The organism is Janthinobacterium sp. SUN120 (assembly GCF_030397735.1).
Classification (GTDB): Bacteria; Pseudomonadota; Gammaproteobacteria; order Burkholderiales; family Burkholderiaceae_D; genus Janthinobacterium; species Janthinobacterium kumbetense.
This window is the reverse complement of sequence record NZ_JAPUBW010000001.1, coordinates 1,827,203-1,850,321: the sequence shown is the minus strand read 5'-3', so window position 1 is coordinate 1,850,321 and position 23,119 is coordinate 1,827,203. Positions and strand designations below refer to the sequence as shown.

The following is a 23,119-nucleotide window of genomic DNA, read 5'->3' as shown; positions in this document are numbered from 1 at the left end:
TATATGCATTGGTGAACGATTGGTCAATAACTATCGGCGGGCAGCCGTTGGCGCAGTTCCGGTCGTGGCGCCAGGTCGTGCGGCAGGCGCAGGCCGGAGACGAGGCCCAGGCGCCGCAACAGCAGCAGCATCCACCAGCCCGGGTCCCATTCGCCCGGCAGCAGGCCCAGCCTGGCTGAACCCGGATACGCGTGATGGTTGTTGTGCCAGCACTCGCCCATGGTCAGCAGCGACGTCAGGCGGATATTCCGGCCTTGCACGGCGGCGCCATCGACATGGAAGTGCATTTGCCCATGGTTGTGGGCGAAATAGCCGATCAGCCAGTGGCCCAGCACGCCGGCGCTGACCCGCGCGCAGACGCCCCAGCAGACGTAGCCCCAGCCGCCCCAGGCGTAGAACAGCATGGCCCACGGCAATTGCTGCAGCATCCAGGTTTTTTCCAGGAAACGATAAAAACGGTCGTGCGCGATGCGCGGCTCGATGGCGATGCGCGGCGGGTGGTCGAGGTCGAGGCGGCAGTGGAGTTGCCACCAGGCATCGCGCCAGAAGCCGGCGCCGTGGCGCAGATACGGGTGGCAATCGGGCAGGCGCTGGGCATAGTCGCGCAGCTCGTGCTGGCGCAGCAGGCCCAGCGGGCCGCTCAGGCCCACCAGCACGCCCAGGTACACGAGTACATATTCCAGCCATTGCGGGCATGCGAAGCTGTCGTGGATCAGTTTGCGGTGGCTGCCCAGCGAGTGGCCGAACAGCAGGACGATGGCCGTGCTGACGATAAACAGCGCCACGCCCGTCCAGCTAAAGAAAAACAGGGCGCCAGTCACGGCGCCGGCCAGCATGGCCGCCAGCCACAGCGATGGCAGCGGCGCGTAGCGCACCACGCCGTCCAGCACTTCGCCAGCGTGGCTGGCGTGGACGCGGTGACTGTCCAGGCTGGCCGTTGGCATCAGCCCTTGGGGGCCGACGACGGTTGCGTGTACTTGTCGAAGTTGGTGATGTAATCGTTGAAGTTGTCGGTCAGCATGCGTTTGTACTGTTCCGTGAAGAAGGCCACGGCGCCTTCCTTCTCTGCCTGCATCTTGGCCACGTCGTTGCTCTTGCTGGCGACGAGGAAGGCGTTGAAGCGGGCGGCCGCGTACAGCAGCGAGGTGGCCACTTCATTGCCGCCGCTGTGCATGCATTGCTCATTGGCCAGGGCGATGACCTGGTCGGCGCGTTCCCAGAATTCCGGGCCCGGTGCTGGTTTTGTCGTTGGTGTGCTCATAGAAATCCCTCATGAAAGTGCGCGCCAGTCTACACAGGGGGCCGCGGGCTGTCCAGCCGCATGGCCGCCAGTCAGGGCGTTTGCAGGATCTGTTCGAGCAGCACGGCCAGCGGCTGGCGGATATCGAGCACGATGCCGGCCTCGTCCGCCTGCAGCGGTTGCAGGGTGGCCAGCTGGCTGTCGAGCAGGCTGGCGGGCATGAAGTGGCCCGGGCGCTGCAAGCGGCTTTCCAGCACGGCGCGCGGGCCGTCCAGGTGGACAAAGCGCAGGGCCGGGTCGCCTGCGCGCAGCACGTCGCGGTAGGCCCGCTTCAGGGCCGAGCAAGAGACGACGAGGCCGCTGCCTTGTGCGCGCGCCGTGGCGATGCGTTCGCGCAGGGCGGCCAGCCAGCCGGCCCGGTCGGCATCGTCGAGCGGGATGCCGGCCGCCATCTTGGCCACGTTTTGCGGCGAATGCACGTCGTCGCCTTCCACGTAGGGCACGTGCAGGGCCTCGGCCAGCAGGCTGCCGACGGCGCTCTTGCCGCAGCCGGACACGCCCATCACGACCCAGCGCACGGCGGGCACGTCCAGGTGCAAGGTCAAGGCGCCGAAACGATGACGGTGACGCGGCGGTTTTCCGCCTTGCCCGTCTTGCTGGCGTTCGAGGCGACCGGTTTGCTCATGCCCAGGCCCTTGACGGTGATGTTGTCGCGCGGAATGCCCGATGCGCTCATGGCGTCGGCCACCACGTTGGCGCGCGCCAGCGACAGCTTGTTGTTGTATGCTTCCGTGCCTTCGTTATCCGTATGGCCTTCCACGCGCATGTGGGTAATGCCCACTTTCAGCAGGGCGGCGCTGATTTTCTGGATGGCGTTGCGGCTCGGTGCCGTCAGCTTGGCGGCGTCGAATTCGAACAGCAGCTTGTCGGTAAAGCTCAGTTCCCAGCCTTCGTCGGTCTGGTTGAAGCCTTGCTCCTTCAATGTGGCGACTTGCTCGGCGTTGAACAGCGGTTTGATTTCTGGCGTACTCTGGCAGGCGGCCAGCAGGCCCAGCATGAACAGACCGAGGACGCCGCGGCGTAATTGTTTGTAGAGAAATTGCATGGTGTTGCTCCTTGGTTCAGGGGGGAATATGGGGTTGCGGCAGGCGCGCCACCTGGCGCGTGCCGCGCTGGGCCTGCTTGGCGCGGTACATGGCTTCGTCCGCCGCGCCCACCAGCGAGACGGCGTCGATGGCGTGGTCGGGGAAGACGGCCACGCCGATGGTCAGCGAGCTGACGATACTGTTGCCAGTGGGCAATTCAATGGCTTGCGCCATGGCAGCGATGATGTTGTCGGCGATGTGCATGGCGTCGCTGCTGTTGCGCAGCGGCTTGAGCAGGATGGCGAATTCGTCGCCGCCCAGGCGCGCCACCAGGTCGCCCTCGCGCAATTGCTGCTTGATGCGCGCGGCGATCGTCACCAGCACCCGGTCGCCCGAGGCATGGCCGAAGGTGTCGTTGATGTATTTGAAGCGGTCGCTGTCGAGGAACAGCACGGCCACCTTGCCATTGCCGACCCGCGCTTCGAGGATGGCGTGTTCCAGCTCCGCTTCCATGAAGGCGCGGTTCGACAGGCCCGTCAGGCTGTCGTGGTTGGCGCGGTGCGACAGCGAGGCGTTTTCCTTTTGCAGATGGCTTTGCCATGCTTCCAGTTCGTCGAGCAGGGCGTTGAAGTCGTCATTGATCTGGTTCAACTCGGCAATATTGGCTGGCGGCACGCGCAATTCGAACGAGCGGTCGCGCCGCACGCGGTGGGCCGTTTCCGCCAGGTGGCGCAGGGGCGACGTGATTTCCGTTTCCATGCGGCGCGACAGGCGCACGGCGACGGCCAGGCTGAGCACCAGGCAGGCGAGCAGGCAGGCCAGGCCGCTGAGCAGGAAGGGCAGCAGGCTGCGGCTGTGCGGCACCAGGGTGATGTTGCCGATGGCCTGGTCATTGCGCGTGATGGGGAAAGTCAGCGAATCGGGCAGCATCCAGCCCGTCAGCGCGCGTTCGATGTAGTAGCGCGTGCCATGTTGCCCCCGTTCCCAGCGGGCCAGCACCTTGCCGGCCGTGTCGCTCACCTGCGCCTGGTCAATATCTTCATTGACGCCGATCAAGGCCAGCGCTTCCCTGGCGGCCTGGGAATCGCCAAAGACGACGGCCCCTTCCACCGTGTAGCTCATCGAGCGGGCCACCAGGCGCAGGTTCTGGTCCGAATACACGCGCAGGGCCAGCAGCGCCACGGCCGTCAGGGTCAGGCCGGCCGCCAGCACGGCGATCAGCGACACGCTCAGGTGGGCGCGCCGCAGCACGCTGTCGAGCGTGGGGCGGGGCGCGCGGGCAGGCTTGGTGCTCATGCGGGCGCTCATGGCGGCGGTCCCTTGCGACGTGCAATTTGCAAGGCGTTCGGATGCACGCGCAGGCCGCTGCGGGCGATGGCGTCGAGGTTGACGTCAAAGCCGATCTGCGCCTCGTTCAGGCGCAGGCAGAACATGGTGCCCACGGTGCACGACGTGCCGGGTTCGGCGACCGATAAAATCGGCTTGCCGATGAGCTGCGCCAGCAAGTGCTCGCGTTCGCCCTCGGGCAGGCTGCCCAGGTAGACGACGTCGCATTCGCTGGCCGCGCTTGCCAGCGCCGGGATTTTCACGCGGATGCGCTGGCCCAGGCTGGAGGCGGGCGTGTCGACGATGGCCGCGCCGTAACGGGGCGCACCGACCATGCAGACGCGCACTTCCTGGCGCGCCACGGGCCAGCGCACATAGCTGACGATGCCAAATAGGACCTGGGCCACCTCGGCGGGACGCCTGGCGTCGGCCGCCGCGCCCGCTTGCGCCCACGCCGCGCACGGCGCCAGCGCGGTGCCGGCGAGCAGCGAAGCCAGCAGCACGACAGCGAACAGGGCTGGCGGCGCGGAGCGCTGCCGGTGGCGGGGGGAGGAGGGCACGGCGTCGGTGTCTTTATTCGGGTCGGGTGGCTACTTATACTGTTACTCAGCAACACAGACTCTACGGAAGTCCCGGTTGAAAGTAAATCACGGCGCTACGCCATACAACCTTGCATTATAAACACGAATGTGAAAACTTGCATTCTTTACCATGAGAATTACTTGTCAACACTGCCGTGGCACGCCAGAGTGTTGCTATTCTTCCAGTGTCGCTTCCAGCAAGTCGATTTCGCGCAGCAGGCGCAAATGGATGGTGTCGTCCAGTTCGCCCGAAATGCGGCGGCGGAACAGTTCATCGCGCTCCGCATTCAGCGCTTCCAGGCGCAGCGCGCGCTCGGCCTTGGCCAGTTCCTGCAAGCGCATCGCCTCGTCGTTGCTGCTTTCGCCATACGCGAGGCGGCGCCGGTAGGCTTCGATCAGGCGGTTGGCCGCTTCCGTGACGACTTGCTGCTTGTCATTCTTGTCGATGCCTTCGCACACTTTTTCCAGCCGCGCGATGGCCGCTTCGGCGGCTGCGGCGCGGGCATTGCGCTCTTCCGTCGAACGGCGCGCGGGCGGCGCGAACACCAGGCCCTTGGTCAGCAGGGGCAGGGTGACGCTGGCCAGCAGCAGCGACAGCAGGATCACGCCCATGGCCAGGAAGATGACGAGGTCACGCGCCGGGAAACGATTGCCATCGGGCAAGAACAGGGGCAGGGTCAGGATGCCGGCCAGGGTCAGCGCGCCGCGCACGCCCGCGAACGACGCCACCAGCAGCAGGCGCAGGCTGGGGCGCGCCAGCAGCGCCGCGTCCTTCGGTTCGCCCGCGATTTTCTTGTGGTGCTTGAACAGGGTCAGTTTCATGGAAATGAAGACCCAGAGGAAACGCATGAAGGTCAGCCCCACCGTGATGGCGATGACGAACAGGGGCAGCTTCCAGGCGCTGCCGGCGCCGATTTCGGCGGAGGCGGCCGGCAAGCCGGCCACGGTGGCGGGCAGTTGCGCGCCCAGCATGACGAAGATCACGCCGTTCAAGACCAGTTGCACGGTATCCCACACGGCCTTGCGCTGGGTGCGCGTGGCGGCCAGCGGGCGGCCGATCAGGTCGGCGTAATGCATGGACACGCCCGCCGTGGCGGCGGCCAGGATGCCGGAACCGTGGATTTGCTCGGCGCCCAGGTAGGCGGCGAACGGGATCAGTATGCTGATGAGGATTTGCAGGCCCGGCTCTTCGCCCACCTTGCTCACCAGCCATTTATTCGCCAGGCCCACGCCCCACGAGATGGCCAGGCCGATGACGATGCCGCCGCCCGCTTCCTGCAGGAAACTCAGCGAGGCGGCGCCGATGGAAAAGCCGCCCGTCATCATGGCGCCTACGGCAAACGTGAAGCAGACCAGGCCCGAAGCGTCGTTCAGCAGCGATTCGCCTTCGAGGATGTGCATCAGGCGCGGCGGGATGGGGTTGCCGGCGGCGATCGCCGAGACGGCCACGGGGTCCGTCGGCGAGAGGATGGCGCCCAGCGCGAAGGCGACGGCCAGCGGCACGCTGGGGATGAGCCAGTCGATGAAAAAGCCCATGCCCAGCACGGTAAACAGCACCAGGCCGATGGCCAGCATCAGGATCGAGCGCGCGTCGGAAAAGAAGGCGCCCTTGGGGATGCGCCAGCCGTCGAGAAACAGCAGCGGCGGGATGAAGAGCAGGAAGAAAATGTCGGGATCGAGCGGCACTTGCACGCCAAACAAGGCCAAACCCGTGCCGCCGGCGATCTGGATCAGGGGCAGCGGCAGCTTGACCCAGCGCGAGCGGGCGAGAAAGCCGCACAGGACGACGGTCAGGACGAGGATGAGGATGATGGTAACGGTATGCATGAAGGAGCGGCGGCGTGCTGAAACGCTGATTATAAGGCGCAGCCCGCCTGCGGCGTTGCCTGCGTGTCATTGCGTACATACAACAAGTCACAATCGCGGTAAGATTGTCACCGTGGCCCTGTTGCCGCCGCCGTTGGCCGGCGGCCCGTGCGCCTTGCTTACACCCTGGCCTTTACTTTTCACTGGTTCCTGTTTTGCTCAAGAAAATCTTCACAGGCCTGCTGTTGTCGCTGGCATTGCTCATCGTGGCGGCCCTGGCCGCGTATCTGTATTACTGGCGCCCCGCGCTGGCGCCCATCGATCCGCCTGCCGCCACGGCATTTTCCCAGCAAGTGGTGGAGCGGGGCCGCATCCTGGCGGGCATGGGCAATTGCGCCGCCTGCCATACGGCCAGGGACGGCGCCGATTACGCGGGCGGGCACGGCCTGGCCACGCCGTTCGGCACGATCTACGCGACGAATATCACGCCCGACCGGCAAACGGGCATCGGCCGCTGGTCGCTGGCCGCCTTCCAGCGGGCCATGCGCGAAGGCGTGGGCCGCGATGGCGCCCATTTGTATCCCGTCTTCCCGTACACGCATTTCAACCTCGTCTCGGATACGGACTTGACGGCCCTGTACGCGTATTTCATGACGCGCCCGCCCGTGTATGCGGTGGCGCCCGCCAATACCGTGCCGTTTCCCCTGAACTTGCGGCCGCTACAGGCGGGATGGAAGTTGCTGTTTTTCAAGCCAACGCCTTTCCAGCTTGATCCTGCGCAAGGCCTGGACTGGAACCGGGGCCGTTACCTGGCCGAAGGCCTGGCCCATTGCGCCGCCTGCCACACGCCGCGCAATGCGCTGGGCGCCGAACTGGCCGGTTCGCCCTATCTGGGCGCGGCCATCGACCACTGGTATGCGCCGGCCTTGACCAGCGCCAACACGGCCCCCTTGCCATGGACGCAGGACGAGCTGTACGCCTTCCTGCGCACGGGCGCGACGGCCCTGCACGGCGTGGCGGCAGGACCCATGTCGGCCGTCGTGCACGAAGGCATGGGCGCCTCGCCCGATAGCGATATCCGCGCGCTGTCCGTATATTTTGCCGGCGTGGCCGGCGCTGAACAACGCCAGGTCGATACGGATGCCGTGGTGAAGGCCGGCATCGCCCGCTCGCAGAGGGTCAGTCTGGTCGACAACGACCGTGGCGCCAGCCTGTACGTGGCTGCCTGCGCGTCGTGCCACTCGAACAGCGATGGCCGGCCCGTGGCCCTGCGCCCGGAACTGAGCCTGAACAGCGCCGTCAGCGCGCCCGATCCCGCCAACCTGATCCAGGTGATATTGCACGGCATCAGCAAGGATGCGGCCATGCCCGGCGTGCTGATGCCCGGCTTTGCCTCCTCGCTGACGGACAATGACGTGGCCCAGCTGGCCGCCTATCTGCGCCGCAGCCGCAGCCACCAGCCGGCCTGGACGAACCTGGAAGCGGCCGTGGCGCGCACGCGCGCCGGCAAGTAACTCTTGAAAGTTTCTTATGTATAACATTACCGTCAATGGCCAGCCCTTCGGCACCGAGACCGACGCCGAGACGCCCCTGCTGTGGGTGCTGCGCGATGAAGTCAACTTGAAGGGCACGAAGTTTGGCTGCGGCATCGGCATGTGCGGCGCCTGCACCGTGCACGTGGATGGCCGCGCCATGCGTTCGTGCATCACGCCGATTGCCGCCGTGGCCGGCTGCGCCATCACCACCATCGAAGGCCTCTCGCCCGATGGCACGCATCCTTTGCAGCGGGCCTGGCTGGCCACGCAGGCGCCCCAGTGCGGCTATTGCCAGTCGGGCCAGATCATGCAGGCGGCCACCTTGTTGAAAGATTATCCGCAACCGACGGATGCGAATATCGATGCCGTCATGAGCGGCAACCTGTGCCGCTGCATGGCGTATGTGCGCATCCGCAAGGCCATCAAGCTGGCGGCCGGCATGCAGGAGGCGCCCGGTGTTTAAGTTGCCGAAAGAAAATTCTGCCGCCCGTCCCAGCTCGCTGGGCCGGCGCGGTTTCCTGATCGCCGCCGCCGGCACGGGGTTTACTTTGGCCTTCCTGCGCGCCGACAGTTCCCTGGCCGACAGCAAGGTGGCACGCGTGCCGCCCGCCAAGCCGGCCGCGCCCGTGTTCGACCCCAGCATCTGGTTCCAGATCGGCCGCGATGGCATGATCACTGTCAATATCGCCAAGGCGGAAATGGGCCAGCATATCGGTACGGCCCTGGCGCGCATCGTTGCCGAAGAGCTGGAAGCGGACTGGAGCAAGGTACGCCTGCATTATGTGGACACGGACCCGAAATGGGGTTTGATGGTGACGGGCGGCAGCTGGTCCGTCTGGCAGAATTTCGACCCGCTCAGCCGTGCTGGCGCGGCCGGGCGCCTGGCGCTGGTCGAGGAGGGCGCGCGCCTGCTGCGCGTGCCCGTGTCCGCCTGCCACGCCAGGTTGGGCATCGTGCATGGCCGGGGAAGGTCGATCAGCTATGGCGACATTGTGCGCCGTGGCAAGCTGGCGCGCCAGTACACGCTGGAACAATTGAAGGCCATCGTGCTGAAAACGCCGCAGCAGCGCAGCCTGATCGGCCAGCACGTGCAGGCGCTCGACATTCCCGCGAAAATCAATGGCGCGGCCGTGTATGGCATTGATGCGCACGTCGAGGGCATGCTGTATGCGCGCCCGAAGATTCCGCCCACGCGCTACGGTTCGAAAGTGGTGTCCATCGACGATGCGGCCGCGAAAAAGGTCAAGGGCTACCTGCGTTCGTTTGCCTTGCAAGACCCCAGCGGCACGGTACCCGGCTGGGTCATGGTGGTGGCCGAAACGTATGCGGCCGCCATGCGCGCGGCCGAGCTGGTGCAAGTGAAATGGCGGGCTGGCGCGGCGGCCCACGTGGCGGAGCAGGATATCCTCAACTACGCCACCAAGCAGCTGGCCGATGCCAGCCTGGGCGCGCGCGTGGTCGATGATGATGGCGTGGAGCAAGCGTTCAAGGATGCCAGCCTGCAACTGGAGCGCCACTACACGACCAGCACCGTGCTGCATTTCCAGCTGGAACCCGTGAATGCCCTGGCGCAGGAAATCGACGGCGTCTGGCACATTCATGCGGGCAACCAGTGGCAATCGCTGATCCTGCCCGTGCTGGCGCAAGCGTTGAAGGTGCCCGAGAGCAATGTCATGCTGCACACCTATCTGCTCGGTGGTGGCTTCGGGCGGCGCCTGAATGGCGATTACTGCGTGCCGGCCGCCCTGGCCGCGCAAGCCGTGGGGCGCCCCGTCAAGATGATCTGCACGCGGGCCGACGATGCCCGCTTCGATTCGCCCCGTTCGCCGTCCGTGCAGCATGTGCGCATGGCGTTCGACGATGCGGGCAAGGTGTCGGCGATGGTGCACGAGGCCAGCGCCGGCTGGCCCACGCAAGCGATGATCCCCGCCTTCCTGGCCAAGGATAAGCAGGGCCATCCGTATGATCCGTTCGCCATCGCCGGCGCCGACCACTGGTATGCGGTGGGCGCGCAGCGCGTGCGGGCCGTGTCGAACGACCTGGCCAACAGCAGTTTCCGTCCCGGCTGGCTGCGTTCCGTGGGGCCCGGCTGGACAAATTGGGCTGTGGAAAGTTTCATGGATGAGGCGGCGCAGGCGGCCAAGGTCGATCCGCTGGCGTTCCGCCTGTCCTTGCTGCAGGCGTCGGGCCGCAATGCGGGCAGCGCGCCGAACGCCGTCGGTGGCGCCGCGCGCCTGGCCCACGTGCTGCAGCGCGTGGCGGACAAGGCGGGCTGGGGCAAGGCCATGCCGCCCGACACGGGCCTGGGCATCGCCGCCACGTTCGGCCAGGAACGCGACATGCCCACCTGGACGGCGTGCGTCGCCCGGGTCAAGGTGGACCGCAGCACTTGCATGGTGAAAGTCGAAAAATTGTTCATGGTGATCGATGCGGGCAGCATCGTCGACCCCGATGGCGCGCTGGCGCAGGCGGAAGGGGGCGCCCTGTGGGGCGTGAGCATGGCCTTGCATGAAGGCACGGCTTTCCTGAACGGCGAAGTGAAGGATACCAACCTGAATACCTACACGCCCCTGCGCATGGCCGACGTGCCCGAGCTCGACATCGAATTCGTCGCCAGCACGCACACGGCGACGGGCATGGGCGAACCGCCCACGACGGCCGTGGCGCCGGCTATCGGCAACGCCATCTTCGCCGCCGTGGCGTCGCGCGTGCGGCATTTGCCAATCCGCCCGGAAGCCGTGCTGAAGGGGCTGGACCGGCACGGCGCCGTATAGTCCTGCCTTGCCGGTGACGATGCGCGAACGGCTGCGCAGGAATGGCCGCGGGCTGCTACACTGAAGTTAGCCGCCCGGGGCACCCAGGCTGTCCCCGGCCCGGCGAGATCAGCGTAAAATCAGCGTACAGCTTGACTTCAGCTTTAGCTTGATCCCAGCTCGATTGCGGAGGCAACCATGCAAGAACAATTTGTCAGCATTACGGCCGATGAACTTCAAATGGATGGCGTGCTTGAAATGCCCGAACGGCCGGTGGGCATCGTCCTGTTTGCCCACGGTGCAGGCGCCGACAGTGACTATCTGGGCGCTTCCAGTCACGCCACTTCCCAGGATTTTTTGCGGGCGGGCATCGCCACCCTGCGCTTCGACCAGGGCGGCGTCGAGCCTGGCGGCGGCAGCAATGGCCACGCGTATTTCGTGCGCAGCGATATCGTGCTGCTGGCGCGCCAGCTGGAAAAAGCCCTGGGCTGGCTGCAGCTCGACCCGTCCACGCGGCGCTTGCCCTGCGGCCTGTATGGCTATGGCACCAGCGCGGCCGTCGTGATGCAGCTGGCGGCCTGGCGCAGCGCGGAAATCGCCGCGCTGGCCGTGTGCGATGGCCAGGTGGAAATGGCTGGCAAGGCGGCGCTGGAAAACGTGCGCGTGCCGTCCCTGCTGATCGTGGGCGGGCGCGACCCCGACGTGGCCGGCCTGAACCGCATGGCGTTCGCCACCTTGCGCTGCGACAAACAACTGGAACAGATCGCCGCCCCTGGTGGCCCCGACACGCGCCATCAGGCCGCCTTGCTGGCCACGGACTGGTACACGCGCCATTTCAACGGGCATACCAGCACGGCGCAGTAGCGCAGCAGCTTAGGCGGCGCGCAAGTTCTTCGCATGGAAGCGCAGGTGCTCTTCCATGAAGCTGGCGATGAAGTAATAGCCGTGGTCGTAGCCGGCATGGCGGCGCAGCTGCAGGGGCTGGCCAGCGTCGCGGCATGCCGCTTCGAAGACGTCGGGGAACAGTTGCTCGGGCAGGAACTTGTCGGCCAGGCCCTGGTCGATCAAGATGCCTTCGGGAAATGATATCGGCAGTCCCTGCAGGCCGCGCATCAGCGCGCTGGCGTCGTATTGCTGCCAGCTGGCCTCGTCGCTGCCCAGGTAGCCCGTGAACGCTTTCTTGCCCCACGGACATTGGCTCGGTGCGGCGATGGGGGCGAAGGCGGAAACGGAGCGGAACAGTGCCGGGTTGCGCAAGGCCAGCACCAGCGCGCCGTGGCCGCCCATCGAGTGGCCGAAAATGCCCGTGCGCTGCGCATCGATCGCCAGTTCCTGCTCCAGCAGGGCACGCAATTCCAGGATGTAGCTGTACATGCGGTAGTGGCTGCTCCATGGCGCCTCGGTGGCGTCCACGTAAAAGCCGGCGCCCACGCCGAAATCCCAGGAGTCGCTCTCGCCCGCGATGTTCGCGCCACGGGGGCTGGTGTCGGGGGCGATCAGGATCAAGCCTTCCTCGGCCGCCACGCGCTGCGCGCCGCCCTTGATCATGAACGTTTCTTCCGTGCAAGTCAGACCAGCCAGGTAAAACAGGGCGGGGCGTTTGGTGGCGGCCACGCTGCCTGGCGCCGTATCGGGAATGAAGGCCGAGAAACGCATGGGCAAGCCGATGGCTTGCGCGTCGTGGCGATAAAAGCGTTGTACCCCGCCAAAACAGGCGTGTTCACTCAACAGTTCCAGCATGAATTCTCCTCGTTAATCTCACAGTATAGCCAGAGTGGGGGAGCGCTGTCATGGGCGGGCGCCGGCGGCGCGTCACCACTTGCAGCCGCTGTCGCCCGTCGCGCCTTTCAGCAGGAAGGGCAGCTTGGCCAGGCCGGTGAATTCCACATTGCCCAGCCGTGGCTTGTAATCGTTGTCGCACCTGGGCCGCGCGGCGCTGGTGATGGCTTGCGCCGTCTTGTTGCTGGTTGTCAATGCTGGCCCGGCGAGGGATGGCCCCTCCTGGCGCGCCGCTTCCCTGGCCTGGTGTTTCAAGGCGTCAAGATCGAGCGCAGCGGGCGGCGGCAATGCGGCGGCGTCGGCAGCGGGCGCGGGCATTGCTGCTGGCGCTGGCGCGGGCGTGATGGCCACGACATGCCGGGGTCGCGCCTGGCTTTTTGAGACGGCTGGCGGCAGGGGGCGCGCGGGCCGCGCTACGGGGGCCAAAAACAGCATTTGCGTGCTGCGCTGCGGCAGCAAAGGGGGGACCGGCAGCTTGTTTGAACGCAGTACTTGCCACAGCAGCACATGCAGCAGCACGGCGATGCCCGCACCGGCCAGCATGCGTGCCGATCCGCGTGGCAGCGGCAGGGACCGCATCAATCCAGCATGGCCGCGAGGAGCGGCAGGGTATCTTGCGCCGGCGCTTCCGTCTTGAAGGCCAGCAAATGGTCGGCGCGCGTCTTGCCCAAGTTGATGGCGGCCACGGGCTTGCCCGTTTCGGCCGCCATGCGGCACAGACGAAAACTGGAATACACCATGACGGACGAGCCCACCACCAGCAGGGCGCTGGCCGTGTGCATCTTGCTTTCGGCTTCGGCCGCACAGGCGGCGGGTACGCCATCGCCGAAAAACACCACGTCCGGCTGCAGGGTACCGCCGCAGCGGGGACAGACAGGCAGGTGGAAGGTGGCCAGCTGCGACGGCTCCAGCAAGGCGTCGCCGTCGGGCGCCGGCGTGGCCGTGGCGCCCAGCAGCTGCGGATTGTCGTGTTCGAGCTGATCCTGGATCAGGCGGCGCGTGTGGCGAGCCCGGCAATCGAGGCAGACCACGCCATGTATGCTGCCGTGCAACTCCGTGACGGCGGTATTGCCCGCTTGCTGATGCAGTCCATCCACGTTTTGCGTGACCAGGCCGCCTATTTTCCCGCGCCGGGCCAGTTGCGCGATGGCCAGGTGGCCGGGATTCGGCGTAGCGCGCGCCAGGGTTGGCCAGCCTACCATGCTGCGCGCCCAGTAGCGGCGGCGCACGGCTTCCTGGCGGCGAAAATCGGGACCTTGCACGGGCGCATTGCCGCGCCGCACACCTTGCGTGTCGCGGTAATCGGGTATGCCGGACGCCGTGCTGATACCGGCGCCCGTCAGCAGCAGCACGTCGGGATGGCGCCGCAGGAACTGCGCCAGCTGATCGAGGGCAAGATCGTCGTTGGCGGACCACAGGCTGGCTGAGGAAAAATTTTGCATGATGCGCCATGCTAACCGAAAAGCATGGCGCCGTTGCAGGAGGGATGTTTATTCCAGTTTCATGCCGAAGCGCTGCAGCCGCGGCTGCCAATGCTCCTGGATATTGGCCGACACGAGGATGCGCTCGGCCTTGCCGATCAGCAACGCACGCGGCACGAAGCCGAAGTAGCGCGAATCGGCGCTGTTGTCGCGGTTATCGCCCAGCATGAGGAAATGGTCGGTTGGCACCGTCACGGGGGCAAAGCTGCGCGCCGCGCCCGCGATTTGCGGCAAGACCTGGATGCGGTGCTGCTCGGTCTGGTTGCGTTCGCGGATGCGCTGCGCCGTCAGCTGGCCCACGTGGGCGATGGTTTCCGGGGCCGTGTCGAGCGCCGTGTACTGGGCGGGCTGGCCATTGATGACCAGCTGCTCATCGCGCATTTCCACCGTGTCGCCGGGCAGGGCGATGATGCGCTTGATCAGGCGCGTGCCGTCTTTCGGCGAGGAAAAGGTGACGATGTCGCCCCGCTGCGGTTCGCCCAGGCGCTGCAGCACGATATCGGTGAGCGGCACTTTCAGGTTGAAGGCGAGGCGGTTGACGAAGACCACGTCGCCTTCGAGCAGGTTGGGGCGCATCGACGCCGACGGGATGGGATTCCAGTCCGCCACGGCCGTGCGGAACACGCCGAACAGCAGAAGGAACATCAAAAAACCTTTGTTGGCGCGCATCCATGTGCTCATGTCGGCTCTTTCGCTGGGCAGTGCCCGTGAGGGTGAAGGGAAGCGCCATTGCTGCTGACGCCATATCACGATGCACGGCAAGGCTGAAGCCAGTCTTAAATCAACGCAGGCGCGACCGATGGCGTGAGTATTGTTGCGTGCACGCATCACCCTGTCTCAGGGATGCCGGCACGGCGCATGCGCATCGTCGTCGCCGTTGCGCCGGCGCTTGCCGTGCATCTCGTCCCACAGCTCGCCGAGCGCTACCAGCAAGCCGCCAGCCACGAAGGGAATCGCCACCAGCCAGGGAATACTGTCGAGCCATGGACCCAGCAGGATGGCCGAGGCCACGGCGATGGCGATGGCGCTGCACCAGAAGCGGCGCGGATGCCGGAGCGTGAACAGGTAGTGAAGGTCGTTCATAAATCCTCCTTGGTGAGCAGGCGGAACAGCCGGGCGGCCAGAATGCTGCTGACGGCGATGACGATGCAGCCGTCCAGGAAAAACAGCACCTTGCCCACCAGGTGCATGCCCTGCACGAGATAGACGGGCAATTCCTGCGCTTCCGCCCACTGCGTCATGCGTGCCAGCACGATAGCGGCGGCAAAGATGACGACGGCCAATGCCAGCACCAGCAGCACATGTTCGAACAGGCGTAGCCGCACTTTCATGTTGGACTTTGCAAGATAGATAAGATTCCCGAACCTTGACGTTATCAGTCCATTATCACGGTGCCTTGCGCTGCCACAAAGTCGCGGCCGATAGCCTGAAAACGGCCTTGAGCCCGCAAAATACGGCTATTTGAACGCCTTGATGACGGCGTCCAGCTTGACCTTCAGCGACTTGTCGTGCGCGTGGATGGCCGGCACTGCGCGCTGCACGCCCAGCAACTGGTAGACGGCCGTCTGCGCCGCGCGCACCGAGTATTCCACGGTGAAGACGACATCGTCGGCGATTTCCACGAACTGGCTGACGAAGGCCAGGTTGACGGAGTTGGCCGGCACGGGCAGGGGACGGTCGCTCTTCGCGCGGGGCATGAACATGCTGGTGATGTATGGCATGCGGCAGGGAATGCAGTTCGCCGTGGCCATGATGTCGAGGTCGAAGTTCAGGTGGCCGCACAGCTCGCGCAGGATGTCCTCGCCGCTGCAGTCGGACATGGGCTTGGCGACGAAGTTGCCGATGCGGTCAGGGTGCAGCGCATAGCCCCAGAACACTTGCACGCCCTCGGGCTGGCCCGCGAAATGGGGCTGGTGCGCCAGCACGATGGACATGAGCCAGTTGCTGTCCTTGAAGGTGACGAGGCCGCCCGTGCCCGCGCTGTTGCCCGTGAATTGCTCCATCCGGTCAAAGAAGGCGCTGTCCTTCAAGGTGACCGTGTACGAGGCCCAGTACGATTCGGGGATGCTGCTGTTGAAGGCGGCGGGGCGTCCCAGTTCCGGCCGGCCCTCGGCCAGCTTTTCCCACAGGCGCCAGCCATGGCTGTCGTGCTTCGTGCGCCTGGCGGGCGCGCGGTGCATGCTGCCATAGCTGGATGCATCCGTCATCGAGGCATTCTGGAAAAACACCAGGTCGCCCGCGGCGACGGGGACCACGTCGGCCAGGCCGCGGCGCTGGCAGGCAATGGCGGTGGCGCTCAGGCGGCCATCGGATTCTTGCACCTCGATATCGGTCACCGTGCAATCCATGATGAGGTTCACGCCTTGCGCCTGCAGCCAGGCGACCAGCGGGCGCACCAGCGAATCGTACTGGTTGTAGACGGTGCGCTTGACGCCTGCCAGGGTTTCGATGCGCGAAAACTCGAGCATGAAGCGGTGCAGGTAGCGCTTGAACTCGACGGCGCTGTGCCAGGGCTGGAAGGCGAACGTGGTGGCCCACATGGTCCAGAACCGGGTGTCGAAGAATGCGGGCGAGAGCCAGTCCGTGATGGCGCTGCTGCCCAGCGTGTCTTCGTCCGCTTCCGTCAGCTTCAGCAGTTCCAGCCTGTCCTGCATGGAAAAGCCCATGCTGCTGACGTCGACCTTGAAACGGTTGCGGTCGACCAGCCGCGCGCGCGAGTGGGGAAGGTGCAGTTCGTTGAAGGCGACGGTTTCGTCGTAGACGCTCTGGCCCGCATGCTCGAGCGAGGGGATGCTCCTGAACAAGTCCCAGGTGCACTCGTAATTGTCGGTGGTCAGCATGCGCCCGCCGCGCAGGGTATAGCCATCTTCGGCATTGCCGCCGCCATCGAGGCTGCCACCGGTCACGGGCGACGCTTCGAAAATGGTGATGTTGCTGCCTTGCATGCCGCCGTCGCGTATCATGAAGGCGGCCGCGGCCAGCGAGCCGATGCCGCCGCCGACGAGGTAGGCTTTCTTGTCTGTATTGCGCATGTTGTTCCCTGAGTGTGAGTGCATCCGCGTGCGCGAAAGGCTGGCAAGCGACATGGCCGACGTCGCGCCAAATTTGCCTATTTTACAACATCAGGTGAGGATTGCCTGCTTTATGGAGCAGTTGCTCGGTTTTTTTTAGGCGCCCGCGTGTTCCTTGCGTCGTTCAAAGTACAGCAAGTCCGACCAGGCATCCTGGAAGCGCATGGCTTTTTCCGAACGGCCATATTGGTGAAAACCGTTGCGCTGCATGACGGCGACCGAGCCCAGGTTTTGCGGCCGCGCCGTCGCTTCCAGGCGCCACAGTTCCAGTGTGCCGAAAGCCTCTTCCAGCAGCAGGGCCACCACGCGCGTGGCGTAGCCGCGTCCGCCGAACCGTTCGCCGATGCGGTAGCCGAGCGTCGCCTTGTTGAAATAGGGACGCGTGACGGCCGTCAGGTTGACCCTGCCGATGATCTGCCCGTCCAGCTTGGCGAGGTACTGGTAAGCCTGGTCTTGCTGGCGTTCGCGCTGCGCCTGTTCGATGGCGGCGGCGATGGCTTCCTGGTGGTAATAGGACGGCGCGCGCGCCGTAACCCAGTTTTCAAAATACGCGCGGTTTTCCAGTTCGAAGGCCAGCAAAGCGGGAAGGTCGGCGCTGGAGGGCGGGAACAACTGAAGGCGGTCGAGGTCTGGCATGGGATCGTGTGGGAGCATGAGCGAGGAAGGCGTCAACGCAGTCCCCAGACGTCGTCTTCCGTCCACCCCAGTTCCGCAAAATCCTGCGCCCGCTCGCCCGCTTCGCCGGCGCAATAGAATTCGTCGAGCTGGGGCGGCGCGATGCGCGTGCCGGCCAGCATGGCGTGCACTTGCCCCCGGTGGTGGATCTGGTGCTGGAACAAATGCGCGAGCATGCGCTGGCGCGTATCGACTTGCGGCGTGTCGCGCAGGATCGTCACGGGCCGCGCCAGGTCGGTGTCGCACAGGCTGCGGCAGTGGGCGATCAGGCGCGCGTCGGATGCATGCTGGGCCGCCTGCAGCGTGGCGCAGTCGGTAAATGGCTCGTCCTGTTCAAAGAAGGCATAGCAGTCGGCATGCGGCGCCTCGCCGCGCAGCTCGCGCTCCAGCGCGTCGAGATAAAACCAGTCGCATGTGAGGATGTGATTCAGGGTGAATTGGATGGTGGGGAAAAAACTGACGCGCGTCGCCTGGAATTCGGCCAGATTTAGCTCGCCGCAGGCTTTCAGCAGGCGGTGGTTGCTCCAGGCGTTGTTGTACGCCTGGGTGGTGACGTAGCGGGCCAGCATGTTGCTCATGATTTACCTTGCAAAGAGGGGAACTGCGAGAGCGCCACTGTAGCACTTTGCGGCAGGTGGACCAAGGCGGCCACGCCCGCCGCACCGGCACGGCTGTCATCAAGTAAAATCGCGCAGCGGATGTCGCGATAGTGATGCATATAGGGCTGGAAAAGCAAAATGGGTTGGATAGGAAAATTACTGAACGGCGGCGAAAAAAGCAAGCTTGCGCCAGTCACGGCAGCGGCGGCGCCCGAGATGACACGGCAGCCAGCGACCATCACTGAAATCGATGCCATCTACTACCGCTGGCTGGCGGCCGCTGGTTCGGCGCAGGCGACAGCGCAGGCCGAACAGCAGATTCTGGATGAATTGACGCGCCTGGCCAGTGAACCGATCGCCGGTGCCGCGCTGGTGCCGCGCATTCCGGCCATCATTCCGCAGTTGATGCGTACCTTGCAAAACGAAAACATGAGCGCGGCCGAGCTGTCGCGCCAGCTGGCCCAGGACGTGCCGCTGGTCGCCGAGGTCTACCGCGAAGCGAACCGGCCCCGCTACCATTCGCGCTACAACGCCAGTCCGTCGATCAACAATATGGAAGGCGCCATCATGCTGCTCGGGCAAAACGGCATGCGCATGCTGCTCGCCCGCGTCGCCTTCCGCCCCATCGTCAGCATGCAAAGCGGCGGGTTGACCATACGCACGGCGCCGCTGATCTGGCGCCAGTCCGAGAAATGTGCGCTGGCGGCCAACCTGGTCGCGCCCGCAATGCAGGCCAACGCCTTCGACGCCTATCTGGCGGGGCTGATGGCCAATGTGGGCTTGGTGGTGGCGTTCCGCCTGATCGACCAGATGCACGCGCCCGATGCCTTTCCGCAATCGGACGCTTTCATTGCCCAGGTGTTTGCGCAAGCGCGCAACTTGTCGGTACGGATCGCCGAGTTATGGGAGTTTCCCGAGTCCGTGACCCGCGCGATCGGGCAGGCCGGCGCCGATGACCACGCCGATCCGCAGGCGCAAGCGCTGGCGCTGGGCGACCGCTTGAGCAAGCTGCGCATGCTGGTCGATACTGGCCGCTTTCCTGCCGACGATCCCTTCGTGATGACGGGACTGAGCAAGGCCGAGCTGCAGGTGTTTGACAAGCTGGCCGATGACGAGGACGACGAGGACGACGAGGACGACGAGTGACGGCCGCAGGCCGGTCGAACGGCACCCCGGCCCGGTAGCAGATTCTTGCGGCCAGGGCCGCGATTGCGTGGTAATCTGGCAACTAAATGAGTGGCCCGTCTGCCATTCCATCCTGTCGTACGCCCATGCTGCCGAGGAGGTTCCTTGCTTCCATTTCGCCGTTCCATGCTTGCCGCCGCGTGTTTGGTAACAGCGGCGCAGCCCTGCGCCGCCGCGCCGGACACACTGCCCGTCAAACCGGCCTTCGCACCGTCCGCAAGGCTTGCTGCCATTGCTGCGCAGCGCTCCTTCCAGCTTCAACTGGGGACTGCGCCTGTCGATCTGGTGCGGCGAGGAGATGCCGTTCGAGCAGCCCGACCGCATGGCCGTGCAAGTGGCGCCGGCCCTGGGGCTGGGCGGCATGGATAACCGCACGGCGACGCCCGGGATGTGCGGCGCCTGGCGCGTTGCAGCGGCTGCGGCGCAGGCAAACGATGCCGTGAAGAGCGACGTGCCGGTGCTGATCCTGGCCGGCGAATTCGATCCCGTCACGCCGCCAGCCTGGGGCCGGCGCCTGCTGCGCAGCATGCCCAACGCGCGCTTCGTGCAGATAGCGGGCCAGGCGCATGGCGCCATGTTCAACCGCTGCGGCGGACAGCTGACACTGGCATTCTTGCGCGACCCGCGCGCGCCCTTGAACCTCGATTGCGTGGCGAAGATGCCGGAGCTGGTGTTTGCCGCCGATTAGCGCGCAAAGTAGAGTGCATGCAGGTGCTCGAGGTCGACCTCGGCAGCGGCCTGCGACAGCGCCACCTTGCCGCTTTGCATCAAGTAGACGTGATCGGCCACGCCGACGGCGCGCGCTGTGTTCTGCTCGACGAGGATGATGGTGCGCTTGCCGTCGTTCAGGCGCGCGAGGATGTCGAACAGTTCGTTGACCACCAGCGGCGCCAGGCCCAGCGAAGGTTCGTCGATGATCAGCAGCGATGGATCCGACATCAGCCCGCGCGCCATGGCCAGCATCTGCGCCTCGCCGCCGGACAGTGAGCCGGCCAGCTGCCTGCGGCGCTCGTGCAGGCGGGGGAACATGGCGTAGGCTTCGGCCAGGCGCGCGGGCATGTGGCTGCGGTGCTCCTTGGGGAAGGCGCCCATGATCAGGTTTTCTTCCACGCTCATGTCGCGGAACGTCATGCGCCCCTCGGGTATCATCGTGACCCTCGCGTCGCTCATTTTCCACGTCGGCGTGCCGTTGATGGGCGTGCCATCGAGCGCGATGCTGCCCGCGCCGACGGGCAGCAAGCCCATGATGGCGCGCAGCAGGGTCGTCTTGCCGGCGCCGTTCGGGCCGATGATGGTGGTCAGCTTGCCCTTCTGGATGGACAGCGACACATCCCACAGCACATTGATGGCGCCATAGCCGGCGCGCAGATTCTCTATGTTAAGCATGCGCGGCTCCCGTGTAGCTTTCGATGACGGCAGGGTCGCGGAAGACGCAATCCGGCGTGCCGTCGGCGATCAGCTGGCCGAAATTGAGCACGGCCACGCGCTGGCACAGATTGCTGATGGTTTCGATATCGTGCTCGATCATGACGATGCCCACGCCAAAGGCGGCATGCAAATCCTTCAGCATGCCCATGAAACGGCGCTTGCCATTCGTTTCCAGTCCCGCCAGCACTTCGTCGAGCAGCAGCAGTTTCGGGTTCGTCGCCAGCGCCTTGGCCACTTCCAGCGCCTTCAATTCCGTCAGCGCCAGTTCGCTGGCCGCGTCGCGCTGCGCCTTGTCCGCGAGGCTCGTGAAATCGAGGATTTCATCGATCTTGCGCATATCCACCTTGCCGGTGCCGAAACGCTGCGCCACGACGAGGTTTTCGCGCACCGTCAATTCATGCATGGGCTGCGGGATCTGGAAGGTGCGGCCCAGCCCCAGGCGCGCGCGCTGATACATGGGCGTGGCCATGATGTCGCGCCCCTCGAAGCGGATGCCGCCGCTGGTGGGGCGCACCAGGCCGGAAATGGCGTTGAACAGGGTGGTCTTGCCGGCGCCGTTCGCGCCCACCAGGCCGATCACGTCGTGGCTGCCCACCTTCAGGGTGACGGAATCGACGGCCGTCAGGCCGCCGAAGCGCACGGACACATTATCGAGTTCAAGCATGTGCTTTTTCCTTCGCTTTGACGAGTTTGCGCAGCAGCGGCAGCAAGCCGTTCGGACTGAAGACGATCATCGCCACCAGCAGCACGCCCAGCACCAGCTGGTGGCCCGTGGGGATCAGCGACTTGAAAATCAGCTGGTCGACCAGGTAGACCACCACGGCGCCCAGCACGGGGCCGAGTATCGTGCGGTAGCCGCCGAAGATGGCCGCCACGATGGGCAAGGTCACCCACAGGCTGTTGAAGGCGTAGTCCGGTTCCAGGAAATTGATGTAGTGGGCGTTGAAGGCGCCGAACAGGCCCGCCATGAAGGCCGACACGAGCAGCATGGCGCCTTTCAGCAAGGTGCTGTTGACGCCGACGACGCGCGTGGCGTCTTCGCTGTCGTGCATGGCGCGCAGGGCGATGCCGTAATGGCTGGCGCGGATGCGGCTGTAGGCAAACGCGCACGCCACCACCAGGGTCAGTACCACCAGGTAGGCGCCCGTCTTGCTGGCCAGGTCGAAGCCGAAGACGGTGGGCAGGGCCGGGATATTGTTGATGCCGCCGGCGCCGCCCGTGACGGAACTCCATTCCGTGGCCAGGATGCGGAAGATGTGGGCGTAGGCGAGGATGGCCAGCGCAAAGTATGGCCCGCGCAGGCGCAGCACGGGCAGCATGATGACGGCGGCGACGGCTGCGCCCGCGCCGCCGAGCAGCATGGCGGCAAACACGGGCAAGCCCAGTTTTACGGTGGCCAGCGCGGAGACATACGCGCCTACGCCGAAGAAGGCTGCGTGGCCGAAGCTGACCATGCCGCCCAGGTTGCCCAGTAGGGCCCAGGACATGGCCACGCCGCCGATGATCAGGGCCGCCACCACCATGCTCATCACATACTGGTTGGCGCCCAGGGCCAGCGGCACGACGATATACGCGGCCAGCAGCAGGCCCGCCGTGGAAATCAGTGTCGAGCGCTTCATCCGCGCCTCCGTTGTGCGCCGAACAAGCCGTTCGGCATGATGAACAGCACAAGCAGGAACAGCACCATGCCGGACAATTCCTGCAGCGCGGAGCTGGCCAGGGTGACCGTCAGCGCCTCGGCCACGCCCAGCAGCACGGCGGCCAGCAGCACGCCGGGAATGGAACCGATGCCGGCCAATACCGTGATGATGAAGGCTTTCACCGTCAGCGCGCCGCCGTAGGCCGGCTGGATCACGCCATAGCTGAACAGGGCGACGCCCGCGAAGGCGGCCAGGATGCCGGCGACCAGGAAGGACACCAGTTCCGTGCGGCCCGGGTCGATGCCCATCAGCTTGGCCGCGTCGCGGTTGCTGGAGACGGCGCGCACGGCGCGGCCATACCAGCTGGTGGACAGCCAGCGCCACAGCGCCGCCATCAGCACCAGGCTGACGCCAAAGAAAATCACTTCGCTGCGCATGCTGAAAAACGGGCCGATTTCAAACCCTTCCTGCAGCCAGCTGGACGACGTCGAGCGGATGTCGGCCTTCCACACGAGCAGGATGAAATTGGTGAGGATGACGCCGATGCCGTAGGTGAGGATCAGCGAATTGATTTCGCGGTCCTTCTTGATGCGGCTGACGATCAGGTAGACGCCCACGGACGTCAGGCTGACGATCACCAGCGCGATGGGAATGGCGAACATGGGACCGAGTCCCAGGCCGGATTCCACGCTGTAGGCGATGTAGGCGGCCAGCAGCACCAGTTCGCCGTGCGCCAGGTTGATCACTTTCATGGTGCCGAAGACCAGCGCCAGTCCCAGTGCGATCAGGGCGTAGGAGCCGCCCTGCAGCAAGCCCGAATACAGGGCTTGCAAGATTAATTCTGTCATGTCGTCATCCCGTCAGGCAGCCCAAGAGCATCGCGAGGATGCGCCAGGGCTGCCGTTCATCGGTGCGCGCCCGGGCGGACGCGCGCG

The 23,119-nt window shown here is 65.4% G+C and carries 27 protein-coding genes; 6 read left to right on the top strand and 21 right to left on the bottom strand.

Going from position 1 to position 23,119, the window contains the following annotated elements:
- Nucleotides 1–23: 23 nt before the first annotated feature.
- The 7 genes from O0879_RS08110 to O0879_RS08080 all read right to left on the bottom strand — a co-directional run bounded on the left by O0879_RS08110 (nucleotide 24) and on the right by O0879_RS08080 (nucleotide 6,059).
- Nucleotides 24–944, bottom strand: a complete 921-nt coding sequence (locus O0879_RS08110; RefSeq protein WP_289915828.1) for a fatty acid desaturase — start codon at nucleotides 942–944, stop codon at nucleotides 24–26.
- Nucleotides 944–1,261: a DUF3144 domain-containing protein gene (locus O0879_RS08105; RefSeq protein WP_092712778.1), complete on the bottom strand. Its 318-nt coding sequence runs from the start codon at nucleotides 1,259–1,261 to the stop codon at nucleotides 944–946. The genes O0879_RS08110 and O0879_RS08105 overlap by 1 nt, the downstream gene beginning before the upstream one ends.
- A gap of 71 nt (nucleotides 1,262–1,332) precedes the next feature.
- Complete coding sequence (locus O0879_RS08100; RefSeq protein WP_289916164.1) at nucleotides 1,333–1,803, bottom strand: gluconokinase; 471 nt, start codon at nucleotides 1,801–1,803, stop codon at nucleotides 1,333–1,335.
- Between the two features lie 38 nt (nucleotides 1,804–1,841).
- Nucleotides 1,842–2,345, bottom strand: a complete 504-nt coding sequence (locus O0879_RS08095; protein WP_099664550.1) for an OmpA family protein — start codon at nucleotides 2,343–2,345, stop codon at nucleotides 1,842–1,844.
- Nucleotides 2,346–2,361: 16 nt separating this feature from the next.
- The gene (locus O0879_RS08090) at nucleotides 2,362–3,621 is read right to left on the bottom strand and encodes a diguanylate cyclase (RefSeq protein ID WP_289915825.1); all 1,260 of its coding nucleotides are present in this window, start codon (nucleotides 3,619–3,621) and stop codon (nucleotides 2,362–2,364) included.
- An 8-nt stretch (nucleotides 3,622–3,629) separates the two neighbouring features.
- On the bottom strand, nucleotides 3,630–4,211 hold the full coding sequence (locus tag O0879_RS08085) for a YfiR family protein (RefSeq protein ID WP_289898996.1): 582 nt from the start codon (nucleotides 4,209–4,211) through the stop codon (nucleotides 3,630–3,632).
- Between the two features lie 195 nt (nucleotides 4,212–4,406).
- Nucleotides 4,407–6,059 carry a Na+/H+ antiporter gene (locus tag O0879_RS08080; RefSeq protein WP_289905539.1) on the bottom strand — a complete coding sequence of 551 codons (1,653 nt, stop codon included), beginning with the start codon at nucleotides 6,057–6,059 and terminating at the stop codon, nucleotides 4,407–4,409.
- Between the two features lie 194 nt (nucleotides 6,060–6,253).
- On the opposite strand from O0879_RS08080, the gene O0879_RS08075 reads away from it, so the two are divergent.
- The 4 genes from O0879_RS08075 (at nucleotide 6,254) to O0879_RS08060 (ending at nucleotide 11,190) form a co-directional block, all read left to right on the top strand.
- Nucleotides 6,254–7,552 carry a cytochrome c gene (locus O0879_RS08075; RefSeq protein ID WP_289915823.1) on the top strand — a complete coding sequence of 433 codons (1,299 nt, stop codon included), beginning with the start codon at nucleotides 6,254–6,256 and terminating at the stop codon, nucleotides 7,550–7,552.
- A gap of 16 nt (nucleotides 7,553–7,568) precedes the next feature.
- On the top strand, nucleotides 7,569–8,036 hold the full coding sequence (locus tag O0879_RS08070; protein WP_034782880.1) for a (2Fe-2S)-binding protein: 468 nt from the start codon (nucleotides 7,569–7,571) through the stop codon (nucleotides 8,034–8,036).
- Nucleotides 8,029–10,347, top strand: a complete 2,319-nt coding sequence (locus O0879_RS08065; protein WP_289915822.1) for a molybdopterin cofactor-binding domain-containing protein — start codon at nucleotides 8,029–8,031, stop codon at nucleotides 10,345–10,347. Before O0879_RS08070 ends, O0879_RS08065 begins: the two co-directional genes overlap by 8 nt.
- A gap of 177 nt (nucleotides 10,348–10,524) precedes the next feature.
- Entirely contained in the window at nucleotides 10,525–11,190 is a 666-nt protein-coding gene (locus O0879_RS08060) for a hypothetical protein (RefSeq protein ID WP_077402643.1), read from the top strand.
- A gap of 9 nt (nucleotides 11,191–11,199) precedes the next feature.
- Here the strand turns inward: O0879_RS08060 and fghA are convergent, their stop codons facing one another.
- The 10 genes from fghA to O0879_RS08010 all read right to left on the bottom strand — a co-directional run bounded on the left by fghA (nucleotide 11,200) and on the right by O0879_RS08010 (nucleotide 18,113).
- Nucleotides 11,200–12,066: an S-formylglutathione hydrolase gene (gene fghA, locus O0879_RS08055; protein WP_289915819.1), complete on the bottom strand. Its 867-nt coding sequence runs from the start codon at nucleotides 12,064–12,066 to the stop codon at nucleotides 11,200–11,202.
- A 72-nt stretch (nucleotides 12,067–12,138) separates the two neighbouring features.
- A complete protein-coding gene (locus O0879_RS08050) occupies nucleotides 12,139–12,684 on the bottom strand; it encodes a hypothetical protein (RefSeq protein WP_289915818.1) in 546 nt (181 codons plus the stop codon).
- Nucleotides 12,684–13,547: an NAD-dependent protein deacetylase gene (locus tag O0879_RS08045; protein ID WP_289915816.1), complete on the bottom strand. Its 864-nt coding sequence runs from the start codon at nucleotides 13,545–13,547 to the stop codon at nucleotides 12,684–12,686. The genes O0879_RS08050 and O0879_RS08045 overlap by 1 nt, the downstream gene beginning before the upstream one ends.
- 48 nt (nucleotides 13,548–13,595) lie before the next feature.
- Nucleotides 13,596–14,267, bottom strand: coding sequence for a signal peptidase I (lepB, locus tag O0879_RS08040; RefSeq protein ID WP_289915813.1), 672 nt, complete (start codon nucleotides 14,265–14,267; stop codon nucleotides 13,596–13,598).
- Between the two features lie 156 nt (nucleotides 14,268–14,423).
- Nucleotides 14,424–14,669, bottom strand: a complete 246-nt coding sequence (locus tag O0879_RS08035) for a hypothetical protein (RefSeq protein WP_289911611.1) — start codon at nucleotides 14,667–14,669, stop codon at nucleotides 14,424–14,426.
- Complete coding sequence (locus tag O0879_RS08030) at nucleotides 14,666–14,917, bottom strand: hypothetical protein (RefSeq protein ID WP_289905532.1); 252 nt, start codon at nucleotides 14,915–14,917, stop codon at nucleotides 14,666–14,668. Before O0879_RS08030 ends, O0879_RS08035 begins: the two co-directional genes overlap by 4 nt.
- A gap of 126 nt (nucleotides 14,918–15,043) precedes the next feature.
- Nucleotides 15,044–16,642, bottom strand: coding sequence for an oleate hydratase (locus O0879_RS08025; RefSeq protein WP_289915809.1), 1,599 nt, complete (start codon nucleotides 16,640–16,642; stop codon nucleotides 15,044–15,046).
- A 111-nt stretch (nucleotides 16,643–16,753) separates the two neighbouring features.
- On the bottom strand, nucleotides 16,754–17,293 hold the full coding sequence (locus O0879_RS08020; RefSeq protein WP_289915807.1) for a GNAT family protein: 540 nt from the start codon (nucleotides 17,291–17,293) through the stop codon (nucleotides 16,754–16,756).
- A 32-nt stretch (nucleotides 17,294–17,325) separates the two neighbouring features.
- Entirely contained in the window at nucleotides 17,326–17,910 is a 585-nt protein-coding gene (locus O0879_RS08015) for a DinB family protein (RefSeq protein WP_289911607.1), read from the bottom strand.
- The gene (locus tag O0879_RS08010; protein WP_289915805.1) at nucleotides 17,907–18,113 is read right to left on the bottom strand and encodes a hypothetical protein; all 207 of its coding nucleotides are present in this window, start codon (nucleotides 18,111–18,113) and stop codon (nucleotides 17,907–17,909) included. The genes O0879_RS08015 and O0879_RS08010 overlap by 4 nt, the downstream gene beginning before the upstream one ends.
- A gap of 34 nt (nucleotides 18,114–18,147) precedes the next feature.
- Here O0879_RS08010 and O0879_RS08005 point away from each other — a divergent pair, with 34 nt between their 5' ends.
- Nucleotides 18,148–19,077, top strand: a complete 930-nt coding sequence (locus O0879_RS08005; RefSeq protein ID WP_289915803.1) for an HDOD domain-containing protein — start codon at nucleotides 18,148–18,150, stop codon at nucleotides 19,075–19,077.
- A gap of 262 nt (nucleotides 19,078–19,339) precedes the next feature.
- Complete coding sequence (locus O0879_RS08000) at nucleotides 19,340–19,804, top strand: alpha/beta hydrolase (protein ID WP_289915801.1); 465 nt, start codon at nucleotides 19,340–19,342, stop codon at nucleotides 19,802–19,804.
- On the opposite strand, the gene O0879_RS07995 is transcribed toward O0879_RS08000, so the two are convergent.
- From O0879_RS07995 to O0879_RS07980, 4 genes are read right to left on the bottom strand one after another with little or no spacing between them, the layout of a single operon-like run.
- Nucleotides 19,801–20,502, bottom strand: coding sequence for an ABC transporter ATP-binding protein (locus tag O0879_RS07995; RefSeq protein WP_289915800.1), 702 nt, complete (start codon nucleotides 20,500–20,502; stop codon nucleotides 19,801–19,803). The genes O0879_RS08000 and O0879_RS07995 overlap by 4 nt on opposite strands.
- Nucleotides 20,495–21,208, bottom strand: a complete 714-nt coding sequence (locus O0879_RS07990; RefSeq protein WP_077402687.1) for an ABC transporter ATP-binding protein — start codon at nucleotides 21,206–21,208, stop codon at nucleotides 20,495–20,497. The genes O0879_RS07995 and O0879_RS07990 overlap by 8 nt, the downstream gene beginning before the upstream one ends.
- Entirely contained in the window at nucleotides 21,201–22,163 is a 963-nt protein-coding gene (locus O0879_RS07985) for a branched-chain amino acid ABC transporter permease (RefSeq protein ID WP_289915797.1), read from the bottom strand. Before O0879_RS07985 ends, O0879_RS07990 begins: the two co-directional genes overlap by 8 nt.
- A complete protein-coding gene (locus tag O0879_RS07980; protein ID WP_035817692.1) occupies nucleotides 22,160–23,032 on the bottom strand; it encodes a branched-chain amino acid ABC transporter permease in 873 nt (290 codons plus the stop codon). The genes O0879_RS07985 and O0879_RS07980 overlap by 4 nt, the downstream gene beginning before the upstream one ends.
- Nucleotides 23,033–23,119 lie beyond the last annotated feature (87 nt).